This is a genomic window from Stenotrophomonas sp. STM01 (assembly GCF_014852135.1).
In the GTDB taxonomy this organism is placed as follows: Bacteria; Pseudomonadota; Gammaproteobacteria; order Xanthomonadales; family Xanthomonadaceae; genus Stenotrophomonas; species Stenotrophomonas capsici.
Genome location: NZ_JACVBA010000001.1, coordinates 556114 through 578724 on the forward strand (window position 1 = coordinate 556114; position 22611 = coordinate 578724).

A 22611-nucleotide genomic window follows, 5' to 3' on the forward strand; every position below is an offset into this window, starting at 1 on the left:
TTACTCCAGCCCGTCCAGCAGCGCGTCGACCTGATCCAGCGTCAGGCGCTCATGGTAGTGACCGTTGATGACCATCATCGGCGCGCCCGCGCAGCCGGCCAGGCACTCTTCCTCGCGCTTGAGGTAGACGCGGCCGTCCGGGGTCGATTCGCCGTGCTTGATGCCCAGCTTCTTCTCGCAATGGCGGACGATGTCGTCGGCGCCATTGAGCCAGCAGCTGATGTTGGTGCAGATGGCGACGTTGTTGCGGCCCACCTTCTCGGTCTCGAACATCGAGTAGAAGGTGGCGACTTCGTAGGCCCACACGAACGGCAGGTCCAGGTACTTGGCCACGCCGGCGATCAGCTCGTCGGTCAGCCAGCCCTGGTTCTGCTCCTGGGCGGCGTGCAGGCCCTGCAGCACCGCCGAACGCTTGCGCTCCGGCGGGAACTTGGTCAACCAGTGGTCAATGTGGGCACGCGTCTTGTCACTCAACACGACCATCGGGTCGACGTCGCGTGCTGCCTCGTAATTACCTGTCGCCTTCATCGGCCGACCTCAACGAATACCAAATCCTGAAAAACCGATACCTGCAGCAGGCAAGCCGCGCAGGCACCGGGCGCTGTGTTGTTGCCCGGCATTACCGGTCGACCTCACCAAACACGAGGTCGTAGGTACCAATCATCGCCACCACGTCGGCCAGCATGTGGCCGCGCACGATCGAATCGATCGAGGACAAGTGGGCGAAGCCCGGCGCACGCAGGTGCACGCGGAACGGCTTGTTGGCACCGTCGGACATCAGGTAGCAGCCAAACTCACCCTTCGGCGCCTCGACCGCGGCGTAGGTCTCGCCGGCCGGTACGCAGTAGCCTTCGCTGAACAGCTTGAAGTGGTGGATCAGCGCTTCCATGTCGTCCTTCATCTCGGCGCGGGCCGGCGGGGCGATCTTGAAGTTCTTGACCATGACCGGGCCCGGGTTGGCCTTCAGCCACTGCACGCACTGCTTGATGATGCGGTTGGATTCGCGCATCTCGGCCACGCGGACCAGGTAACGGTCGTAGCAGTCGCCATTGGTGCCCAGCGGGATGTCGAAATCAACCGCGTCGTACTTGGCGTACGGCTGCTTCTTGCGCAGGTCCCAGGCAATGCCCGAACCGCGCAGCATCACGCCGGTCATGCCCCATGCCAGCGCATGCTCCGGGCTGATCACGCCGATGCCGACCGTACGCTGCTTCCAGATGCGGTTGTCGGTGAGCAGGGTTTCGTACTCGTCGACGCGCGAAGGGAACTCGTTGGTGAAGTTCTCCAGGAAGTCCAGCAGCGAGCCTTCGCGCGAGGCATTCAAACGCTTCAGCGCGTTGCCCTTGTGCCAACGGGACTCCTTGTACTTCGGCATCGTGTCCGGCAGGTCACGGTACACACCGCCCGGACGGTAGTAGGCCGCGTGCATGCGCGCACCGGAGACCGCCTCGTAGCAGTCCATCAGCTCTTCGCGCTCACGGAAGGCGTACAACATCACCGCCATCGCGCCCAGGTCGAGCGCGTTGGAACCCAGCCACATCAGGTGGTTCAGGATGCGGGTGACTTCATCGAACAGGGTGCGGATGTACTGCGCACGCTCCGGCGCCTCGATCCCCACCAGGGTCTCGATCGCGCGCACGTAGGCGTGCTCGTTGCACATCATCGAGCAGTAGTCCAGGCGGTCCATGTAGCCGACCGACTGATTGAACGGCTTGGACTCGGCCAGCTTCTCGGTCGCGCGGTGCAGCAGGCCGATGTGCGGGTCGGCACGGACGATGGTTTCACCGTCCATTTCCAGAATCAGGCGCAGCACGCCATGCGCGGCCGGGTGCTGCGGGCCGAAGTTCATGGTGTAGTTGCGGATCTCCTGCCGGGCTTCGGCGGGATTGCTGGCGAAGGCCTGCGAGGCCTGATGGAACTCACTCACTTGCTTGCCTCCGTCAGCGCGCGCTCGCCTTCCGCGGTCTGGAAGCGGGCGTCATCGCGGATCACGCGCGGCACGCCGACGCGCGGCTCGACCGAAGTCACCGGCTCGTACACCACACGCTTCTTTTCTTCGTCGTAACGCACTTCGACGTTGCCGATCAGCGGGAAATCCTTGCGGAACGGATGGCCCACGAAACCGTAGTCGGTCAGGATGCGGCGCAGGTCCGGGTGACCTTCGAAGATCACGCCGTACAGGTCGAACGCCTCGCGCTCGAACCAGTTCAGGCCCGGCCAGATGTCGGTCAGCGAGGCCACCACCGGCAGTTCTTCACTGGGAGCGAAGCAGCGCAGGCGCAGCAGCTGGTTGTGCTGGTAGGAACGCAGCTGGACGACCACTGCGAAGCGCTGCTTCGGCAGTGCATCCGGGCGGGCGCCTTCGGCGGTTTCGTGGCTGGGGAACTCGCCCCACGCGAAACGGCCGGCGCCCTTGCCTTCCACGCCACGGCTGAAACCGTGCGAGGAGACGTCCGAGGTATCCCACTCGTCGCTGCCGTAGCCGAGGTAATCGACGCCGCACAGGTCGGTGGCATGCTCGAAGCCGAGCTCGTCACGCAGCACCTGGGCCGTTGCATGCCAGTCCGCGGCGGGCACCTCCAGCGTCACTTCGCCACGCGGTTCGACCACGCTGACCTGCGCACCGGCGAAACGTGCGGCAAGTCGGTCGATGATTGAAGGTGCTTGCTGGGCCATGGGGGCTGGCGTGCTCTTGATTTGAAAGGGGGATCGTCAGCGGGAGATGGTCTGGGTGCGCCAGATCTTCTTCTGCAGCTGCAAGATGCCGTAGACCAGCGCCTCGGCGGTCGGCGGGCAACCCGGGACGTACACGTCCACCGGCACCACGCGGTCACAGCCACGCACCACGGCATACGAATAGTGGTAATAGCCGCCGCCATTGGCGCAGCTACCCATCGAGATGACCCACTTCGGGTCGGGCATCTGGTCGTAGACCTTGCGCAGCGCCGGGGCCATCTTGTTGACCAGGGTGCCAGCCACGATCATCACGTCGGACTGGCGCGGCGACGGGCGGAACACCACGCCGTAACGGTCAAGGTCCAGGCGGGCGGCGCCGGCGTGCATCATCTCCACCGCGCAGCAGGCCAGACCGAAGGTCATCGGCCACATCGAGCCGGTACGCGCCCAGTTCAACAGCGCGTCGACGCTGGTGGTCACGTAGCCCTTCTCGAGCAGGGGGTTCTCGCCTTCAGGCCGCAGAATGTCATCAACCCGCCCTTCCGGGACGGGGTTGTTCATCAGGCCGTCGAGAGTCTGAATCACTCCCATTCCAGCGCTCCCTTCTTCCAAACGTAGATAAAGCCGAGGAACAACATGCCCACGAACAGGCCCATGGTCACGAGCGAGCGGGCGCCCAGCTCCATGAAGACCTGGGTCCAAGGCACGATGAAGATGATTTCCAGGTCAAAGACGATGAACTGGATGGCGATCAGGTAGTAACGCACGTCGAACTTCATGCGCGCGTTTTCGAACGCCTCGAAGCCACACTCGTAGGCCGAGAGTTTCTCGTTGTCCGGCGAACGGGGAGCGAGGAACCGACCGATCAACATCAGCGTGACGCCGATGCCGGTGGCGACGATCAGAAACAGCAGAGACGGCAAATATTCGGCCAGCACAGCGATTCTCTCTTGCCTCTGCCCGGGACACCCGAAGGGCGCCAAGGCATGGGGGATTGACGGGACTTGCCACGACGGGAGGCTGCTGCATCCCGCGTACCCGCTTACAAACTATGGTGCCCAAGAGGGGACTCGAACCCCTACGACTCTCGTCGCTACCACCTCAAGGTAGTGCGTCTACCAATTCCGCCACCTGGGCTTACGTCGGCCCTGCTGGTTCAGCAGAGCGCCGCGTATTGTAACCGTCTTCAGTCTTTCTGTGCGCCTTCGGCAGGCTTTTCTTCACTACTGGACGGAATATTTTCTGCCGGGGCTGCTGCCTGCGGCACTTCGCCGGCCGCCGGGGCCTGCGGGATGGACTGCAACTCACCGGCCGGCGCGGCCGGGGTAGCCGCCGGGGCCTCGATCTGGGTCGACATCAGGCCCAGGCCTTCACCGGAGGAGCGGGCGCCATGGCTGGCGTACCAGGCCATGAACAGGCTGATGCCGAAGAACACCACGGCCAGCCACTTGGTCGACTTGGACAGGAAGTTGGACGCGCCACGCGCACCGAACACCGTGCCCGAGGCGCCGGCACCAAAACCCGAGCCCGCCGCCGCGCCAGAACCGCGCTGCATCAGGATCAGCGCGATCATCGCGATCGCCACCAGCACATAGACCACATTGAGGATCAACATCAGCATTTGAAATCCGTCCCGGACAATTCACCCGTTAGCGACCGGCTGCTGCCCTCGCGATGGCCAGGAAATCCGCCGCCACCAGCGATGCGCCGCCTACCAGCCCGCCATCAACGTCAGGCTGCGAAAACAGCTCTGCGGCATTGTCGGGCTTGACGCTGCCACCATAGAGCAGCGGCAGCGAATCAGCGATTCTAGCATCGCGCTTGGCCACTTCGCCACGGATGAACGCATGCACGGCCTGCGCCTGCTCCGGCGTGGCGGTCCGGCCGGTGCCGATCGCCCAGACCGGCTCATAGGCCACCACCGCCCTGGCGAAGGCCTCGACCCCGGCCAACTCCAACACCGGCGCCAGCTGTGCGGCGATGACCTGCTCGGTCTGGCCGGCTTCACGCTGCTCCAGCGTCTCACCGACACACAAGACTGGGACCAGGCCAGCATGGATGGCTGCCACGAACTTGCGTGCCACCAACTCGCTGCTCTCATGGTGGTACTGGCGGCGCTCCGAATGCCCCACCAAGCCATGGCTGGCGCCGACATCAATCAGCATGCTGGCCGAAACTTCACCGGTATAGGCACCCTTTTCATTACAGCTGACGTCCTGCGCACCAAATTCCAGCGCCGTACCCTCGAAGTCCTCGACCAGGTCGCCCAGGTACGGCAACGGCGGCAGGATCACCACCTTCACTCCCTCCAGCGGCAGCCCGGCAGCCACCTGCCCCACCAACTCGGTGGCGAATTGACGGCTGCCATGCAGCTTCCAGTTACCGGCAACGATCTTCTGGCGCATTCAGGAGTGACTCCCAGTTCTAAAAAGGTGGGCGAAGGATAGCCGAAATGCAGACATCGGCAGGACAACTGCGGACAAAGCGGGACAACATGCACAAACGCCGCCGGGCCAGGGGCCGCGACGGCGCTTGCGGACGAACCGGAACCGGCAGAGCCGGCACCGGGCGTTACTTCAGCTTGATCTCGCGCAGACGCTCTTCCAGGAAGCCATGGGCGGTGATCGCCTCCGGGTACCGGCTCGGGTTCTCCGGGGTGATGCACGAGGGCAGCACATCGATCAGGAAGTCCGGGTTCGGGTGCAGGAAGAACGGCACCGAGTAGCGCGGCTGGCGAGCCAGGTCGCCCGGGGGGTTGACCACCCGGTGGATGGTCGACGGGTACACGTGGTTGGTCAGGCGCTGCAGCATGTCGCCGATGTTGACCACGATGGTGTCCGCGTCCGAGGTGAACGGCACCCACTCGCCCTCGTGCGACTGCACTTCCAGGCCGGCGGCGCTGGCGCCCACCAGCAGGGTGATGAAGTTGATGTCGCCATGTGCACCGGCGCGGACATTGGGGATGTCGTCGGTGGTGATCGGCGGGTAATGGATCGGGCGCAGGATCGAGTTGCCGTTGTTGGTCTTGTCGGCGAAGTAGTCCTGCGGCAGGCCGATGTGCAACGCCAGCGCCGACAGCACGCGCGAACCCAGGTTGTCGAGCTTCTGGTACAGGCCATAGCCGTACTCACGGAAACCCGGCACCTCGCTCGGCCACAGGTTCGGCGGCATCACGTCGCGGTACCTGGAATCGTCCGGGATCTCGCGACCGACGTGCCAGAACTCCTTCAGGTCGAAGTGCTTGGAGCCCTTGGCCGTTTCCACGCCGAACGGGGTATAGCCGCGGGCACCGCCACCGCCGGCGATGTGGTACTGCTTCTTCACCGCTTCGGGCAGGGCGAAGAAGGCCTTGAACACGTCGTAGGCAGCATCGATCTCGGCCTGCGGGATGCCGTGGTTGCGGATACCCGCGAAGCCCCACTCGCGGTACGCCGCGCCCAGCTCGGCCACGAAGGCCTCACGGTCGGTGTCAAAGCGGGTGATGTCGAGGGTGGGAATACGGGAACTCATTTGAAACTCCAGAAAGGGAAACGGGGCGGCGGCCATTGGAACCGAGCGCCCCGGGACAACACCATGATCCAGCTCAAACCTGTGCGGCAGCCGAACGCACCGCATCGGCCAGGGCTTCCAGCGTGGCGCTCATCAGCCCGGCCTCGTCGGCCTCGACCGTGACACGCACCACCGGCTCGGTACCGGAGGGACGCAGGAACGCCCTGCCCCGCCCGGCCACGGCCTGCTGCGCGGCGGCCAGCGCCTCTTGTACCGGGGCACTGTTCACCACCTCCCGCGCCCCGGACTCCAGGCGCACGTTGATGGTCTTCTGCGGCACCTGGGCCAGCCCCTGCAGCGCCTGGCGCAGGCTGGCGCCATCGCGTCCCAGCACTTCCAGCACCTGCAGCGCACTGACGATGGCATCGCCGGTGGTGGCGCGGTCCAGGCACAGGATGTGGCCGGACGCCTCGCCACCGAGCACGCCATTGCCTTCGACCAGCGCCTGGTGCACGTACCGGTCACCGACATTGGCACGCACGAAGGCAATGCCCAGCTGCTCCAGCGCCTGTTCCAACCCGTAATTGGTCATCAGCGTACCGACCACCGGGCCGCGCAGACGACCACTGGCCTGCCAGGCCTTGGCCAGCAGGTACAACAGGCCGTCGCCATCGACCGCCGCGCCAGTGTCATCAACCATCAGCACGCGATCGCCGTCACCGTCGAAGGCGATGCCCAGGTCAGCACCGACCTCGACCACCTTGCGCGACAGGTTGTCGATGTGGGTGGAGCCGACACCGTCATTGATGTTCACGCCGTTGGGCTCGGCACCGATCGCAACCACGTCGGCGCCCAGCTCGCGGAACAGCAGCGGGGCGACGTGGTAGGTGGCGCCGTGGGCGCAATCCAGCACGATCTTCAGGCCACGCAGGTAGAAGTCGCGCGGCACGCTGGCCTTGCAGAATTCGATGTAGCGGCCCACCGCGTCACGGGCACGCATCGCCTTGCCCAACTGCTCGGACTCGACTGTACTGAAGGGCTGGTCCATCGCAGCTTCCAGCGCCAGTTCAGTGGCATCGTCGAGCTTCTCCCCTTCTCCAGAGAAGAACTTGATGCCGTTGTCGTAGTGCGGGTTGTGCGAGGCACTGATGACGATGCCGGCATCAGCGCCCAGCGTGTGCGCCAGGAAGGCCACCGCCGGGGTCGGCATCGGGCCGATCAACTGCACGTTGACGCCGGCCGCGACCAACCCGGCCTCCAGCGCCGATTCGAACATGTAGCCGGAGATGCGGGTGTCCTTGCCGATCACCACGGTGGGCTGGCCGCCGTTGCGCTCGACCAGCACCCGGCCCAACGCATTGCCCACGCGCAGCACGAAATCGGCGGAAATGACCCCCTTGCCGACGCGGCCACGGATGCCGTCGGTACCGAAATACTTGCGTGCGCTCATCAGGCCGCTTCGTCCTGGTTCTGGGGCTGGCGCATCATCATGGCCAACAGGTCGGACAGGCGGTCGCGCATCTCACGACGGTCGCAGATCTGGTCGATGGCGCCGTGTTCGAGCAGGAACTCGGAACGCTGGAAGCCTTCCGGAAGCTTTTCACGCACGGTCTGCTCGATCACGCGCGGGCCGGCAAAGCCGATCAGCGCCTGCGGCTCGGCGATGTTGATGTCGCCCAGCATCGCGAACGAGGCCGACACGCCACCGGTGGTGGGATGGGTCAGCACCGAGATGTACGGAAGGCCAGCCTCGCGCAGCTTGCCCAGCGCGGCCGAGGTCTTGGCCATCTGCATCAGCGAGAACAGGCCTTCCTGCATGCGCGCGCCGCCGCTGGCGGAGAAGCACACGTACGGCGCGCCCATCTCCAGCGCGGTTTCAGCCGCCAGCGAGAAGCGCTCGCCGACCACCGAGCCCATCGAACCGCCCATGAAGGCGAAATCGAAGGACGAGGCCACCAGCGGCCGCCCCTTGAGCAGGCCACGCATGGCCACCAGCGCGTCGTACTCGCCGGTGTTCTTCTGGGTGGACTTGATGCGGTCGCTGTACTTCTTCTGGTCCTTGAACTTCAGCACGTCGGTCGGCCCGAGGCGGGCGGCGATCTCGGTGGTGCTGTCGGCGTCGAACAGCGCGGCCAGGCGCGCGCGCGCGCGGATGGCCATGTGATGCCCGCACTTGGGGCAGACCTCGAGGTTCTCCTCCAGCTCGGGGCGGTACAGGGCCGCGCCGCAGCTGCTGCACTTTTCCCACAGGCCTTCGGGGACGCTGCGCTTCTTGGAGGGCGTGTTGTCGGTGCGGATGCCGGACGGCATCAACTTGCTGAGCCAACTCATGCGGAATGATGGTTCCATTCAGGGCGGCCCGCAGGCCGCGACAGGGGCGACAGTCTAGCTCACCCCTGCGACCACGGCGTAGCCCGAAACCCTACTGCTGCGTACGTTTACAGCGCCGGCAAACCCGGCAGGAGCAGCCTCGGCCGCGGAGCCGATATCACCGACCGCCTCCCAGCGGGCCGGCGATTGCCTGTGTTTTGGCGGTATCGGTTTCGCGGCTGAAGCCGCTTCTACGGGCCGCTCAGTGACCCAGCGCGTCGCGCAGCGGGACCAGGAAACGGGTGGCGGCTTCGGCAGCAGCCTCCGGGGTCGACGTCTCAGCCAGCGCGGAGACAAGCGCACTACCGACCACCACGCCATCAGCGTCCACCGCCATCGCCGCAGCGCTGGCCGCATCCTTGATGCCGAAGCCGGCGACCACCGGGGCCTTGCTGCGTTGGCGCAACAGGCGCAGGCGTTCACTGGCCGCCTGGCTGTCCAGCCGCTCGGAGGCACCGGTGACACCGGCAAAGCTCACGTAGTACAGATAGCCCTGCGCGGCTTCGCACAGTGTGGTGAGACGCTCCTCGCTACTGGTCGGCGAGGCCAGCAGGATCAGCGCCAGGCCGGCGGCCATGAAGGCCGCCCGGGTTTCCTCGGCCTCCTCGGGCGGCAGGTCGACCAGCAGCACGCCGTCCACGCCGGCGCTCACCGCTTCCTCGGCAAACCGGGCCGGGCCGCGGATCTCGACCGGGTTGAGGTAGCCCATCAACACCACCGGGGTCTTGCTGTCCTGCTGGCGGAAGGCGGCGACGCTGTCGAACACGTAGCGCAGGGTGGCACCCCGCGCCAACGCGTGCTCGGAGCTGCGCTGGATGGTCGGGCCGTCGGCCATCGGGTCGGAAAACGGCACGCCCAGTTCGATCACATCGGCACCGGCGGCCACCAGGGCATGCATCACCGGCACGGTCGCCTCCAGCGACGGATCGCCGGCGGTCACGAACGGGATCAGCGCCTTGCGCCCGGAAGCGCGCAGGCGTGCGAAACATTCATCAATTCGGGTCACGGACATCTCAGGCACATCCTTCAATCAGTTCAACCGCGTCCGGCTGGCCCCAATAGATCGCAGTGACCACGCCATTGAGGGTTTCCAGCCGAATGGCCAGCTTGCTGGCCTTGTCGGTCCAGGTCAGGTAATCGCCATCCGGGGAGTTGTAGGCATGCGGCGATGTCACCACGCCGGCGGGCAGGCGCTTGTTGGCCTCGGCCACGCGCATGCCCGTCCACAGCCCGAACGGAAGAGCAGGCGCACCGGCCGGCGGCGCATCGAGCGCGACGCCGGGGTCCTGCTCCAGGTCCACCTCGAACCGGGCGATGCGGTCACCCAGCACCATCATCGACATGCTTTCCGGCAGGCCGCCCTGGTCGTAGTACTCGCAATCGCCTTCCATCAGCTCGCGCATGCCAGCCGAAACGAAGGCACTGTCACCCGGCGCCTTGCCGAACGGCGCGCCGATGCGCAGCTCACCAAACCGGGAGAGATCGGCGGGCGAGGCAGCTGCCGGGGTCGGGGTCGGGGTCGGGGCCTGCACTGTAGATGCAGGTGCCGCCGGGGCGGGAGGCACGACCTCCGGTTCGGCCGGCGTGCAGGCGGCCAGCCCGGCCACCACGCACATCAACGCTGCACGCAGCACCGGCACGCTCACAGCACCAGCCCTTCGCGGGCGGCGATGGTATGCACGTCCTTGTCGCCACGTCCGGACAGGTTGCACAGCACCAGCGCGTCCTTGGGCAGCTCGCGCGCCAGCTTGATCGCCTGCGCGACCGCATGGCTGGATTCCAGCGCCGGCAGGATGCCTTCGGTACGGGTCAGGCGATGGAAGGCGGCCAGCGCCTCCTCGTCGGTGATGCCCAGGTACTGTGCACGTCCGGTGTCGGCCAGGAAAGAATGCTCCGGCCCGACGCCCGGGTAATCCAGGCCGGCCGAGATGGAGTGGGTTTCGGTGATCTGGCCATCGTCATCGCACAGCACATAGGTGCGGTTGCCGTGCAGCACGCCGGGGCGGCCGGCCGAGATCGAGGCGGCATGGCGGCCGGTGGAAATGCCGTCACCGGCGGCCTCGGCACCGTAGATCTTCACCTGCGGGTCATTGAGGAAGGCATGGAACAGGCCGATGGCGTTGGAACCGCCGCCGACGCAGGCGGTGATTGCATCCGGCAGCCGGCCGTAGTCCTCCAGCATCTGCGCGCGCGCCTCGCGGCCGACGATGGCGTTGAAGTCGCGCACCATGCGTGGGTACGGGTCCGGGCCGGCGACGGTGCCGATGATGTAGAAGGTGTCGCGCACATTGGTCACCCAGTCGCGCATGGCTTCGTTGAGCGCATCCTTGAGCGTGGCCGAGCCGCTGCTGACCGGCACCACCGTCGCGCCGAGCAGCTTCATGCGGTAGACGTTGATCTTCTGACGCTCGATGTCGGTGGCGCCCATGTAGACCACGCACTCCAGGCCCAGCCGCGCGGCCACCGTGGCCGAGGCCACGCCGTGCTGGCCGGCGCCGGTCTCGGCGATGATGCGGGTCTTGCCCATGCGTGCGGCCAACAGGGCCTGGCCGATGGTGTTGTTGATCTTGTGCGCGCCGGTGTGGTTCAGGTCCTCGCGCTTGAGCAGGATCTGCGCCCCGCCCACGTCCTTGCTCAACCGCTCGGCGTGGTAGATCGGGCTGGGCCGGCCGACGTAATGCTTCAGGTCCTTGTCATAGGCGGCGATGAAGGACGGATCGACCCGCGCCTGGTCGTAGGCCTGCGCCAGCTCCTGCAACGGGCCGACCAGGGTTTCGGCGACAAAGCTGCCGCCATAGCGGCCGAAATGGCCCCGGGCATCGGGAAAAGCGTGAAAATCGTCGATCGGGGCAGCGGTCATGGCAATCAGGCAACGAGGAACAGGCCTGCACTCTAACGCAGCCCTTGTTACATAAAAATCGATTCTTTCTGGGTCATGTGTTAGAAAAACTCACATGAAAGATCCTGCCATCCTGCCCTCGCTCAACGCCCTGCGTGCCTTCGAGGCCGCCGCCCGCCTGCGTAGCGTCAGCCATGCCGCCTCCGAGCTGCACGTCACCCATGGCGCGGTCAGCCGCCAGCTGCGGGCCCTGGAGGAGGAGCTGGGCGTGACCCTGTTCGAGCGTGACGGCCGCGGCATCCGTCCAACCGCCGCCGGTCATCGCCTGCTCGAAGCAACCTCCGGCGCGTTCGCCCAACTGCGCGATTGCGTGGCGGCCCTGCGCCGGCCGGCGCGCAACGCCGCGTTCGTGCTGGGCTGCCCGGGCAGCCTGCTGGCGCGCTGGGTGATCCCACGCCTGCAGGCATTGCAACGCGACCTGCCCGGGCTGACTCTGCACCTGGCCGCACAGGACGGCGATTTCCCTCCCCGCCTGGAAGGCATGGATGCAGCCCTGCTGCTGGGACAGGCACCGTGGCCGGCCGGCTGGCAGGTGCATCACCTGGCCACCGAACGGATCGGCCCGGTATTCAGCCCTTCACTGATCGGCGCACATGCGCTGGCACGGCAACCGCTGGAGACGCTGCTGTCGCACGAGCTGCTGCATACCCGTTCGCGCCCACAGGCCTGGCCGACCTGGGCGGCGCTGAATGACCTTGACCCCGGGCAACTGCGCTACGGCACCGGATTCGAACACCTGTACTACCAGCTGGAAGCGGCGGTGGCCGGGATCGGCATTGCCATCGCACCCGAGCCGTTGGTGGCCGAGGATCTGGTCAATGGCCGGCTGATCGCCCCGTGGGGCTTCGTCGATACCGAAGGCAGCTGGGCACTGTGCACGGCTGGCAACGGGGACGATCCGCGGGTGGATGCACTCTCGGCATGGCTGCAACGCCAACTGGCCTGACACCCGTCGCAGGCGTGGCCTCGGCCGCGAAACCGACACCCATCGACCGCTCGCCGGAGCCGCATCCCTAGCCTCCCGGCTGGCACTGGTTCTGCCGACACCCGGATCCGCATTTGCGTCGCGGCCGAGGCCGCTACCAGTGGGTCAGCCTTGGGTGGGTTGGGCCAGGCGCTGCTGCACGTCCTCGCGCAAACGTGCCAGCTCCACTTCGGCCTGCTGGCGCTGCTGCATGCCTTCGCGATGGATGTTGCGCACCTCCTCCACCGTAGCGATCAGCTGCTCGTGCACATGCCGCAGGGTGGCCACGTCGATCACGGCGCGCTGGTTGGCCTTGGCGGTGTCCACCGAGGTCTGCCGCATCAGGTCGGCATTGCGGCGCATCAGTTCGTTGGTGGCGTCGTCGATGGCATTGGACAACTCCACCGCGTTCTTCTGTTCCCCCAGCGACAACTGGATCGCGAACTGGCGCTTCCACGACGGGATGGTGATGTCGCGCACGGTGTTGAATTTCTCGATCAGCTGGATCGCATTGGCCTGGATCAGCCGGATCATCGGCAGCGACTGGTCGGCCGCGTGCTGCATCACGGTCAGGTCGCCGACACGCTTGTCGAGCAGGCGCACCGCGTTGTCGATCTCGCCGCGGCGGATCCGCGACTGCGGGTCTTCCAGCCCGACCAGCGACTGCAGCTCCTGCTGCAGCCCGGACAGCCGCTGCTTGCCGGCGGCGATATGGATGCCCAGGCTCTGCCGCTCGTCGCGGACGATGGCATGCATGCGGTCGAACTCGCCGACGCGCTGGCCCATCTGTGCCTGCTGGGTACCGACGTCGCGCATCAACTGCTCGATCTGTTGGTTGGTGTCACTGAACTTCTGCACCAGCTCGCCCTTGGAGGCGCGCATGCGGTCGATCAACCCGCCAATGACCGGCACCTTCGAGCGTTCCTGAAGGCTGTCCAGCTTCAGCGAACGGGCGATGCGCACCACTTCGCCCAGCTTGTCGCCGGAGGCGTCCAGGTCGCGGTTGCGCACGTGGTCCAGCAGTTGGGTTGAGAACGCGGCGCTCTTGCCCGCCGCCTCGCGGCCGAACACGTGCAGGTTGCCCGGGCTGATGTCATCCAGGGTCCGCACGACCTGCGCGATCTGCGGGCGGTCGGCGTCGCTCAGGCCCAGCGCGACCAGCATGCCGGCATCCACTTCGGTGGAGGGGCCGCTCGGCACCGGGATATTGTCCTGCGTCATCAGCAACTCTCCTTGGGTGTAGATGCGCGGGCCATGCCGCGCCAACCAACATCAGAAACCGGGATTCACTCAGCGCAGTCTAGCCTGCATGGCCGCCACCTCGTCGAGGATGCGCGCCTGGCTGTCGGCCGCCTGCTGCAGCCGCGCCGGCATCTGCGCGGCCCTGACCGCCAGCGCCTGCTGCCGCCATACCGGCAGCAGCACGTCGCGGATCCGCTGGTAGCGCTCGCTCAGCTCCAGGCCCTGTGCGTGCAGCAGGTGCAACTGGTCGGCCTCGATCTGGCGCAACCGAGCCACACCGCGCAGGTGTTGCAGGCGCCGTTGCAGGGTCAATTGCACGGCTTCCTGCGTCGGCGCCGGCATGGCCTCGCCGGCGTCGGCCCACTGCTCGATGGCGGTCACCGCCACGTCCACCCGCGCCGCCTGCCGCTGCTGGGCGACCATGTCCCGCTGCAGGCCGCGCAGCTCGGCATCGGCGCGCAGCAGGCAGATGTCCAACTGCTCGGCCAACTGCTCGGCGCGCTCCTGTGCCTCGACATCGCGCCCCAGCAAACGGCCGATCAGGCCTGCCGAACGCCGCAATGCGGCCACGTCCGTGGCCTGCAATGCCAGTTGGATGTTGGCCATCTCATCGACCAGCCGCTGCGCGGCCGTTGCCCGTTGCGGCGGGCCGATCAGCCGCTCCGCCGCTGCCAGCACCTCGTTGCCAAAGCCGGCCGCCTCCAGCGGATCGTCCACCTGGCGTGACCGGTCCGGGGGCGGCGGCAGGGCGACGAGCGCGGACTCAGGCATCGTCGGGCGACGGCTTGGCCTGGCTGCCCTGCTGGCCCGGCACCACCACGCTGCCACCGTAGAAGTGCCGCATCAGTGCTTCGTCCAGCGCTTTTTCCTCGGGCGTGCGTGCGCGGCGCACGCGCGGGGTCGCCGCCTTGCCGGTACCCTCCTTCGCCAACCACTCCTGCAACTGCGTGGCCAGGCCGGCGAGCGCATCGCCCACCTGTCCCTGCCGCGCCTGCGTGGCGGCCAGCGCCTGCAGCAGCGGGGTCAGGTCCGGTGGCTGCGCCGGCGTGACCGCAGGTGCCTCCACCACCGCCGGCGGACGCGCGGCCAGCGCCTGCAGCAGGTCGACGATCCGCGCCCATGGGGCTTCCTCGGCGGCCGCAACCGGGGCAACCACCTGCGGTTCCTCGACCCGCAGCCCCTGCAGGCCGGTGGCGATGTCGGCCAACTGCGCGACCACGCGGGCGCCGGTGTCGGCGTCGTCACCGCCCATCGCCTTGTCGCGCATGAAGTCGCGCTTGATCTGCTCCCAGCGCGCCTGCTGCGCGGCATCGAGCACGCCGCGCAGTTCGGCCAGCTTGAGCAGGTTTTCTTCAGAACCACTGGTCAGCAGCTGCGACTCGCCCAGGTAGTGGTCGGACACCAGCTGCTGCAGCTCGGCGGCATTCATCACTGGCGAGATCTTTTCGGTCAGCTTGTTCATGTTGCGGTAGCTGCCCTGCAGCTTGAACGGCGGCTCGACGCGGTACTTGTCCGCCTGCGCCGCGCTGGCGATGTATTGCTGGTTGACCCGGTAGACCACCTCGCGCACCTGCATCAGCCGCTCCAGCGTGGCGACGATCTCGTTGATCTCCGCACCGCTGTAGGCATGGCTCAATGCATTGGTGGACACCTCCTTGCCGCTGGCCTTGTCCACCAGCACGTACAGGTCGGCCAGGTCACGCGTGGCCATCGGTGCCAGCACCTGGCTGGAGGTCAGGCTATTCTCGATGTAGCTGAGCTTGAAGGCGTCTTCCATGCCACCCAGCACATCACCGAGGTTGTAGATGTCGGCGCGGTTGGCCAGCATGTCCGGCACCTTGAACACCTCGCCGGACTCGGTGTACGGGTTGCCGGCCATCACCACGCAGAACTTCTTGCCGCGCAGGTCGTAGGTCTTGGTGCGGCCCTTCCACACGCCCTCGATGCGACGGGTGCCGTCGCACAGCGAGATGAACTTCTGCAGGAACTCCGGGTGGGTGTGCTGGATGTCGTCGACATACAGCATCGTGTTGTTGCCCATCTCCAGCGCCAGGTTGAGCTTGAGCAGCTCCTGCCGGGAGGTCGCATCCGGGGCCTGCTCCGGGTCCAGCGAACGCACCTCGTGGCCCAGCGCCGGGCCATTGATCTTCATGAAGACCAGCCCCAGCCGGTTGGCCACGTATTCCATCAACGTGGTTTTGCCGTAACCCGGCGGGCTGATCATCATCAGCAGGCCCATCAGGTCGCTGCGCTTGTTCTCGCCGACCGTGCCCATCTGCTTGGCCAGGTTGTCGCCGATGATGGGCAGGTAGACATCGTTGATCAGCTTGTTGCGGACGAACGAACTCAACGGCCGCGCCTGGAACTCGCTCAAGCGCAATGCATCGCGTTCACGCGCACTGATGCGCTGGCGCAGCGCCTGGTAGCGCTCGAAGCCAGGCTGGAACTGGCGCCGGTGGGCCTGCCAACGCTGCAGGAAATCGTCCACCGACAGCTGCAGGTGCCCCTCGCGCACGCGTGGATGCTCGCCGAGTAGACCGGTGACATCGGCGATCAGGGTCACCTCGCGGACCTGGCTGCGCAGCGCCCGCTCGCCCAGCAACATCGCCGCCGCTTCGGGCACATAGCCCGCCAGCGCCGCGAACTTCGGCTGGCTGCACATGGCGTTCAACCACTGCACCACCTGCGCCCACTGCAGCGAGAGGCGCTTGGAAAGCCGCTGCAGGCTGCGGTCGAAGGCATCGGCCTGCCCGGCCGCCTGCAATTGCTCGCGCAAGCCGGCCTGCAACTGCCGTGCATAGCCACTGAAGCCGAAGGTCGGCTCGCCGCTGGCCAGTTCGGCCAGCAGGTAGTCGCCGGCCAAACCGGCGATGGCGGCATCGAACGGCAACTGGTGTTCGGCCTGGAAAGCGTCCAGCGCACTGCTGATTTCCTGGCGCAGCGCATCCAGTCCTTCGCGCGCGTTGAACAAGCGGGCGATGGCGAACACGCCGGCGGCACGCTCGGCCCATTGGCTGACATCCTCGCGCTTGCCCTCGCGCGCCCAGAACAACACCGCCAGCGCACGCGGCGCGGCGGCATGCACCAGCGTGCCGGCGTTCTGGTACAGCGGCAGCAGTGCCTGCAGGATCAGGGTGGCGTCGTGGTCGTGGATGCCCTTCTCGTAGCCTTCGCGGTACCGCGGCGCGGCGAAGTCGCGCACACGCTTGCCCAGCGCCTCCGGCTGCGCGGTATCGCGCTGCAGCAGCTCCAGGCTCAGGCCATCGCTGCCGCGCAGGGCCGCATCCAGCACCAGCCCGGCCAGGTACTCGCCGCGGTACAACGCGGGCGACTCCGAATCCAGCGCCACCGGCCAGTAGTCGCGCAGCTCCTCCAGCTCCGGATCAACGATGGACTCGTAGTAATCGGTGCCGGTGAGGTGCACGGCCAGGCCGTCACCACGCGGCAGGATGGTCAGGTCCAGCGGCTGGGTATTGACGCTGAAACGGTGGCGGCCGAGCCGGATCACGTTGCCGCCGCCCTCGAACAGGTCGCTGCGGTCGCGCAATGCCCGCACTGCCTGGTCGCGCACGCCCTTCAGGCGGGCCTCGACGTCATCGGCCTTGACGCTGTCCTTGTACTCGCGCAGCCGGTCGGCCAGCTCGCGCAGCTTCAGGATCAGCGGATCACCGGCAAAGAACGCATTGAGCTCATCGACGCTGGCAAAGCGTTCGGTACGCTTGGCCAACCCATCGAGGATGCGGTTGGCCGCGTCCAGCACCGACTGCGCCTTGCGCTGGCGTGCGTCCAGCAGGGTCTGCTTGTGCGACTCGAAGGTGTCGAGCAATTCCTCGCGCTTGCTCAGGATGTCGCCCAGGAACTGCTCGTGCTCGCCGAACTGGCTCTCCAGCTCCTCCAGCTGCACCATCAGGCGCGAGAGCTGCTCGTCGGCCCGTTCCGGGTCGGTGGCCAGGCCCAGCGCGCTGGTGATGGCCTGGCTGAACAGCGAGAACTGCGCGCCGAACTGCGCCACGGCTTCGGCCGAGCCCAGCGAACGGCGACGCTGGTCGGCACGCGCACGCGCCTGGTTGAGCTTGGCGTAGATGCCGGAAATCGCCTCGACCACCTGGGTGCGCTGCGCGGCATCATCCACCTTCAGGCTGGCCATCAGCTCGGACAGCATGTCCAGCTCGCCGGACATCCCCTGCATCTGCTCGATCTGGTCGGCAAGCTGGCGCGCGGTCTGCGCCTGCTGCGCGGTGCCATCCAGCGCCTGCAGGCGTTCGACGAACGGCTGCAATGCCTTGTCGCTGCCCAGGAACTGGCCGGTCGCAGCGCCCACGCGGTCATGCGCTTCCTGCAACGAGGCATTCATCGCATCGATGGCTGGCACGTCCACGTAGCGGAAGTCGCGCACGGTCAACAACCGTCCGCGCAGCTTGCCGATTTCACCCAGCGCCTCGACGAACTCGCCGATCTTCGACCAGTTCTGCGGCTGCAGCCGGCCAAGCAGCGCCTTGTGCTGCCCGGTGACCTCGGCCATTGCCTGCGCCGATTGCTTGCGGATGCTCTCGACCTTCTCGTACTCGTCGAGCATCGACTCGCCGGTCGCGCTGATCTCGCGCAGCAAGGTAGCCGCGCCCTCGCAGTTGGCGTCATCCAGCCAGTGGTGTGCGTCGAACAGGCGCCGCGCGTTGTGGGTCAGCAGTTCATAGCGCGTCAGCGACACCTCGCGGCTGTCGATCTCGCGGCCGAGATCGAGCAGGTTGGAGATGCCACGCACCAGCTCGGCGTTGCCGATGCGGGCCATGAAGCTGGTGCCGGCCGGGCGGTGCGCGGCGAACTCGTCGCTGCTGAACGGCGTCTGCCAGACCTGCATCGGATGGATGCGGGTCGGCTCCTGGTTCTCGGCGTTGAACAGCACCATGCGGCCATCGCGCAGGAACGCGTAGCCCAGGCCGAACACGGGGTTCTGCAATGCGCGCTGGATGCTGTTGTAGACGAACAGCGCCGACTTGCCGGCCTCGCGTTCGTAGAAGATGTACAGCATGTCCTCGCCGTTGGGCGAGCGGATCGAGCGCTTGTAGCGCATGCCCTGCATCGAGGCATCGAAGGCCTTGTGCTCGCCGTTCTGCAGGTAATAGCCGCCCGGGAAGATGATGCCGTGGTCATCGGGCAGCTGTACGCAGGCCTGCACGATGGCGTCGTTGCGCACCACCTTGCCGGTCAACGTGTTGTAGATCAGGCCACGCCAGGTGTCCTCGCGGTAGGGCTGCACCTTGAGCAGGATCAGCGAGCCGACCTGGGCGAAATCGATGGTGGCATCGTCCACCGATTGCGTGCTGTCCTCGACCGGCTCGCTGTACACGCCCTGCCCGGTCTCGGTGTTGTTCTCCACCTTGATGGTCAGGTCGCCACCGGTGGTCTCCACGAAGATGGTGTCCAGGATGTTCAGGTGCGGGAAGCGCCCGGTCACCAGCATGTCGCGACTGGCACGGGTCCACTCGAAGTCGAACGGCGGCGGCAGCGCGATGTCACGTTCGCCGCGCGCATCGATGTAGGTCAGCTCCCCCCCGGGCGCGACCGCCCAGCGGAACACGCGCACGTCGGTACTGCGCTCGCCGATCTGGAACGCCGCCAGCAGCTTGCCGTCGCGCACGATCAGCTGCAGCAGCCGGGCGTGCTTGTAATAGGCATAGAGCTCGTTGAAATCGTGGACGAAGCCCGGCTGGGCCAGGAAGCTGCTCTTCAGGTCGACCGGGGTGACGTCATAGCCCTCGGCGCCTTCCACCAGCCGGTACAGGCCAAACACGTCCTCGACCCGGGTCTGCGTCTTCAAGCCGATGAACACGTTGTAGCCGAACAGCAGCAGGTCATCACCGACCTGCACGATGTCGCGGCCGACGCAGTTGTTCTCGGTGCGGATGCGGAAGCGCCCGATCACCTCCATGCGGCTGTCGCCGAACTCCTGCAGGCGCCGCTGGTTCAGCACGTCCACGACCTGGCGCAAACGCGCGCCCTGGTCACTCAGGCGCTTGCGCAGCACCTCGTAGGCACCGCCCTGGGCGACTGCCTGATCGGCGATGGAGCCGGCGTCGCTGACGGCGGCCTCCTGGTTTGTATCGGCCATCGATTGTTCCCTGCCATGGCAACCGCCCGGCCACCGCGTCGGCGGACCGTGCGCGCCATCATCCACGCAGGCCGCCCGCTGTTGGCGGACGGCCCCGGTTGCGCCCCCGCGCGGCCGCGCCGCGCAGGGACGTACTCACTCAGCCGGCGTCCGCTTCCGCGGCACCTTCATTGGCGATGCGCCGGGCCGGCTTGCCGCGTGCGCTCATGTCCACGCCAAGGTAACGCTGCATCAGGTCCTGCACGATCGGGCTCTTGTCGGTCAGCCCTTCGATCGACTTGCCCAGCGAGACCGCCTTGACCAGGTTCTCGAACATGCCGCCGTCGCCGCCGACCATGTCGATGTCGGCATTGCGCAGCGCGCTGGCGATGACCTCGGCGTTTTCCTTGGAGATTTCCTTGCCGGCGTCCAGCGTGGCCAGGGCCTGCTTCAAACTGGTGTCCAGGGTCATGCGGAACTCTTCGTGGCCGCGCGCGGTTTCGCCCAGCGAATCGATCGCCTGGAACTTGCGGGTCAGGCCCTCGGCCTCGGCGGTCAGCTTCTTCTCGATGACCGAGGCTTCGGCCAGGCCCAGCGTCTCGGCGGCGGTCGCCTTGGCACGGCCCATCTGCTCTTCGCCGCTCGCACGCGCGGCCAGCTGTTCGGCCAGCACCTTGGCCTCGGCGCTGCCCTGCTTGAAGTTGGCATCGGCCATCGCATCGACCACGCGGGCCTCGGCGATGCCGACCTTCTCGATCGCCAGCGCACCGGCTTCCTTGACCTGCGCATCGGCCAGGCCCGGCGCCGCACGTTCGGCACGGATGCCTTCGGCCAGGGCCTTCTTGGCCTCGGCCTGCTTGCCGGCCGCGTCGAACTCGGCCTGCGCCAGCGTGGTGATCTCCACCGCGCGGTGCTTGGCCGCCGCTTCGGCGGCCTCGGCTTCCTTGACCTGCTTGAGCAGGGCTTCCTGCGCCTCAGCCTCGGCCTCGAGGATGGCGACCTGCTTCAGGCGGTCGGCCTCGGACACCTGGCGCACTTCCTTGATGCGTTCTTCTTCCTGCGCCACGGTCTTGTCGATGGAGATGCGTTCGCGGGTGATGTTGGCCACGTCCATCTTGCCCTGCTCGACCACCTTGTCACGCTCCACGCCCTGCAGCTGCACCTCGCGGTCGGTGGTGACCTGCTCCAGCTGGCGTGCACGGGCCACGCGCTCGACCTCGATGGCCACCGCGCGCTGGCGGTTCTGCTCGGCCACTTCCACCTCGCGCAGGCGGTTCTGCTCGCGGATGTCGATCAGCTGCTGCGCCTCGATGCGGGCATTCTCGGACAGCTGGCGCTGCTCTTCCTGCACCTTGAGGGTTTCGGCCTCTTCGCGGGCACGGATGGTGTCCACCTCGCGCTTCTGGCGCGCCTCGGCCTCGGCCTGCTGGCGCTCCAGCGCCAAGGTCGCTTCCTTGGCCTCGACGTTCTTCTTGGTGATGGCCAAGCGCTCGTTCTGCGCCAGCTCGTTGGTGATCACGTTCTGCGCGGCGGTCAGCTCGGTGATCTTGCGGATGCCTTCGGCGTCGAGGATGTTGCTCGGGTCCAGCAGCGACTTCGGGGTCTGCTCCAGGTAGTCGATGGCCACGTCTTCCAGCGCATAGCCGTTGAGGTCATTGCCGATCACCGCGATGATCTCGTCGCGGAACTCCTGGCGCTTCTCGAACAGCTGGGTGAAGTCGAACTTCTTGCCCACCGTCTTCAGCGCTTCGGAGAACTTGGCGTTGAACAGCTCGTCCACCGCATGCTTGTCCGAGGCGCGGTCGGCACCGATGGCCTTGGCCACGCGCAGCACGTCGGCCTGGGTCTCGTTGACGCGCAGGTAGAACGCCACGGTGATGTCGGCGCGCATGTTGTCGCGGCAGATCAGGCCTTCCTTGCCGCGGCGGTCCACCTGCAGCGTGATCAGGCTGATGCGCATCAGCTCGGCGCGGTACAGCACCGGGATGATCAGCGCGCCGGTGAAATGCACCTTCGGCGTGGAACTCATGTCATTGACGATCAGGGCGGTACCCTGGTCGACCTTCTTGTAGAACGCCTTGAACAACCCGGCCAGGCCAAGGAGGAATACCAGCAATATGCCCACGCCGATAATGAACGGGGCCAGCGCAGCTAAACTCATCAGTGCTTCTCCTTGTCGCCTGATACTTGGGGAATGAAAACGTCCAACGCTGGCAGGTCGGCTTCGCCAACCACCAGATAATGATTGTGTTGCGGGAAATACTGGACCAGGCGCACGCGGTCACCGCGCACGAAACGACTGCCCGGCTGCGCACGCACCTGCAGGATCAGGCCGGCACCGCCATCGTCGACGCTGGCGTAGCCCTGCTCGGCGGTGACTTCCGGCGAGGAGACCCGCCCGGCCTTGCCGAGGATGGATTCCTGCGGCACCGCGCGCAGCTTCATCAGGAAACGACGGATCGGGCGCAGCACCCATGCCGACACCGCGGCGCCCGGGACCAAGGCAGCGATTGCCACTGCCGTGCCCACGCCCCAGCGCAGCAACGCCGGCAACGGCTGCAGGAAGAACAACTGCACCAGGTAGGTGATTGACCAGCCAAAGAATGCCAGCAGCAGGACCACCAGCATGGTCGGCGCCCCGCCAAGGCCCATGCGCGCGAACATGCCCGCAAGCCCGGTCGCGCCGGCGTCACCGGAGTGGAAATCCGCGCCATCGCCACTACCGATGCCCCCGTCGTCGACGATGCCGGTCGCAGCCAGCAGCCAATAGATGACGGCAAAACACAGTACGACGCTGTAAGGCAGCGTCGGATAGGACAGCGCTACTTCCAAGAATTCCGCCATGCACCCTTTCCTTGTGGCACCCGGCCGCCGTGCGGACCG

19 protein-coding genes and 1 tRNA gene are annotated in these 22611 nt (G+C 66.5%); 1 reads left to right on the plus strand and 19 read right to left on the minus strand.

Annotated features, from left to right (window positions below; all coding sequences use genetic code 11):
- The 14 genes from nuoE to trpB all read right to left on the minus strand — a co-directional run bounded on the left by nuoE (position 1) and on the right by trpB (position 11395).
- A complete protein-coding gene (nuoE, locus tag IB227_RS02555) occupies positions 1–528 on the minus strand; it encodes an NADH-quinone oxidoreductase subunit NuoE (protein WP_192286190.1) in 528 nt (175 codons plus the stop codon).
- Positions 529–619: 91 nt separating this feature from the next.
- A complete protein-coding gene (locus tag IB227_RS02560) occupies positions 620–1927 on the minus strand; it encodes an NADH-quinone oxidoreductase subunit D (protein WP_192286191.1) in 1308 nt (435 codons plus the stop codon).
- Complete coding sequence (locus IB227_RS02565) at positions 1924–2676, minus strand: NADH-quinone oxidoreductase subunit C (protein WP_132864349.1); 753 nt, start codon at positions 2674–2676, stop codon at positions 1924–1926. The genes IB227_RS02560 and IB227_RS02565 overlap by 4 nt, the downstream gene beginning before the upstream one ends.
- Positions 2677–2712: 36 nt before the next feature.
- Positions 2713–3267: an NADH-quinone oxidoreductase subunit B gene (locus IB227_RS02570; protein WP_132864350.1), complete on the minus strand. Its 555-nt coding sequence runs from the start codon at positions 3265–3267 to the stop codon at positions 2713–2715.
- Positions 3258–3614 carry an NADH-quinone oxidoreductase subunit A gene (locus IB227_RS02575; protein WP_057633772.1) on the minus strand — a complete coding sequence of 119 codons (357 nt, stop codon included), beginning with the start codon at positions 3612–3614 and terminating at the stop codon, positions 3258–3260. The genes IB227_RS02570 and IB227_RS02575 overlap by 10 nt, the downstream gene beginning before the upstream one ends.
- Before the next feature lie 114 nt (positions 3615–3728).
- Positions 3729–3813 (minus strand) — tRNA-Leu (locus tag IB227_RS02580).
- A gap of 49 nt (positions 3814–3862) precedes the next feature.
- Entirely contained in the window at positions 3863–4297 is a 435-nt protein-coding gene (gene secG / locus IB227_RS02585; RefSeq protein ID WP_192286192.1) for a preprotein translocase subunit SecG, read from the minus strand.
- Between the two features lie 28 nt (positions 4298–4325).
- On the minus strand, positions 4326–5081 hold the full coding sequence (tpiA, locus tag IB227_RS02590; RefSeq protein ID WP_192286193.1) for a triose-phosphate isomerase: 756 nt from the start codon (positions 5079–5081) through the stop codon (positions 4326–4328).
- Between the two features lie 166 nt (positions 5082–5247).
- Positions 5248–6186 (minus strand): isopenicillin N synthase family oxygenase, encoded by a 939-nt coding sequence (locus IB227_RS02595; RefSeq protein WP_192286194.1) that lies wholly within the window; start codon positions 6184–6186, stop codon positions 5248–5250.
- 73 nt (positions 6187–6259) lie between these two features.
- Entirely contained in the window at positions 6260–7615 is a 1356-nt protein-coding gene (glmM, locus tag IB227_RS02600; protein WP_192286195.1) for a phosphoglucosamine mutase, read from the minus strand.
- Entirely contained in the window at positions 7615–8496 is an 882-nt protein-coding gene (gene accD, locus IB227_RS02605) for an acetyl-CoA carboxylase, carboxyltransferase subunit beta (protein WP_192286196.1), read from the minus strand. Before accD ends, glmM begins: the two co-directional genes overlap by 1 nt.
- Before the next feature lie 241 nt (positions 8497–8737).
- Entirely contained in the window at positions 8738–9541 is an 804-nt protein-coding gene (gene trpA / locus IB227_RS02610) for a tryptophan synthase subunit alpha (protein ID WP_192287249.1), read from the minus strand.
- 7 nt (positions 9542–9548) lie between these two features.
- Positions 9549–10181: a hypothetical protein gene (locus IB227_RS02615; protein WP_192286197.1), complete on the minus strand. Its 633-nt coding sequence runs from the start codon at positions 10179–10181 to the stop codon at positions 9549–9551.
- The gene (trpB, locus tag IB227_RS02620) at positions 10178–11395 is read right to left on the minus strand and encodes a tryptophan synthase subunit beta (RefSeq protein ID WP_132864357.1); all 1218 of its coding nucleotides are present in this window, start codon (positions 11393–11395) and stop codon (positions 10178–10180) included. Before trpB ends, IB227_RS02615 begins: the two co-directional genes overlap by 4 nt.
- Positions 11396–11489: 94 nt before the next feature.
- Here trpB and IB227_RS02625 point away from each other — a divergent pair, with 94 nt between their 5' ends.
- Positions 11490–12380 carry a LysR family transcriptional regulator gene (locus IB227_RS02625; protein WP_192286198.1) on the plus strand — a complete coding sequence of 297 codons (891 nt, stop codon included), beginning with the start codon at positions 11490–11492 and terminating at the stop codon, positions 12378–12380.
- A 144-nt stretch (positions 12381–12524) separates the two neighbouring features.
- On the opposite strand, the gene IB227_RS02630 is transcribed toward IB227_RS02625, so the two are convergent.
- The 5 genes from IB227_RS02630 to IB227_RS02650 all read right to left on the minus strand — a co-directional run bounded on the left by IB227_RS02630 (position 12525) and on the right by IB227_RS02650 (position 22572).
- The gene (locus IB227_RS02630) at positions 12525–13619 is read right to left on the minus strand and encodes a toxic anion resistance protein (RefSeq protein ID WP_192286199.1); all 1095 of its coding nucleotides are present in this window, start codon (positions 13617–13619) and stop codon (positions 12525–12527) included.
- A gap of 69 nt (positions 13620–13688) precedes the next feature.
- On the minus strand, positions 13689–14411 hold the full coding sequence (locus IB227_RS02635; RefSeq protein WP_192286200.1) for a hypothetical protein: 723 nt from the start codon (positions 14409–14411) through the stop codon (positions 13689–13691).
- Positions 14404–19749, minus strand: a complete 5346-nt coding sequence (locus tag IB227_RS02640) for a DNA repair ATPase (protein ID WP_192286201.1) — start codon at positions 19747–19749, stop codon at positions 14404–14406. Before IB227_RS02640 ends, IB227_RS02635 begins: the two co-directional genes overlap by 8 nt.
- A 139-nt stretch (positions 19750–19888) precedes the next feature.
- Positions 19889–21889, minus strand: coding sequence for a hypothetical protein (locus IB227_RS02645; protein WP_192286202.1), 2001 nt, complete (start codon positions 21887–21889; stop codon positions 19889–19891).
- Positions 21889–22572 (minus strand): hypothetical protein, encoded by a 684-nt coding sequence (locus IB227_RS02650; RefSeq protein WP_192286203.1) that lies wholly within the window; start codon positions 22570–22572, stop codon positions 21889–21891. Before IB227_RS02650 ends, IB227_RS02645 begins: the two co-directional genes overlap by 1 nt.
- Between the last annotated feature and the right edge of the window lie 39 nt (positions 22573–22611).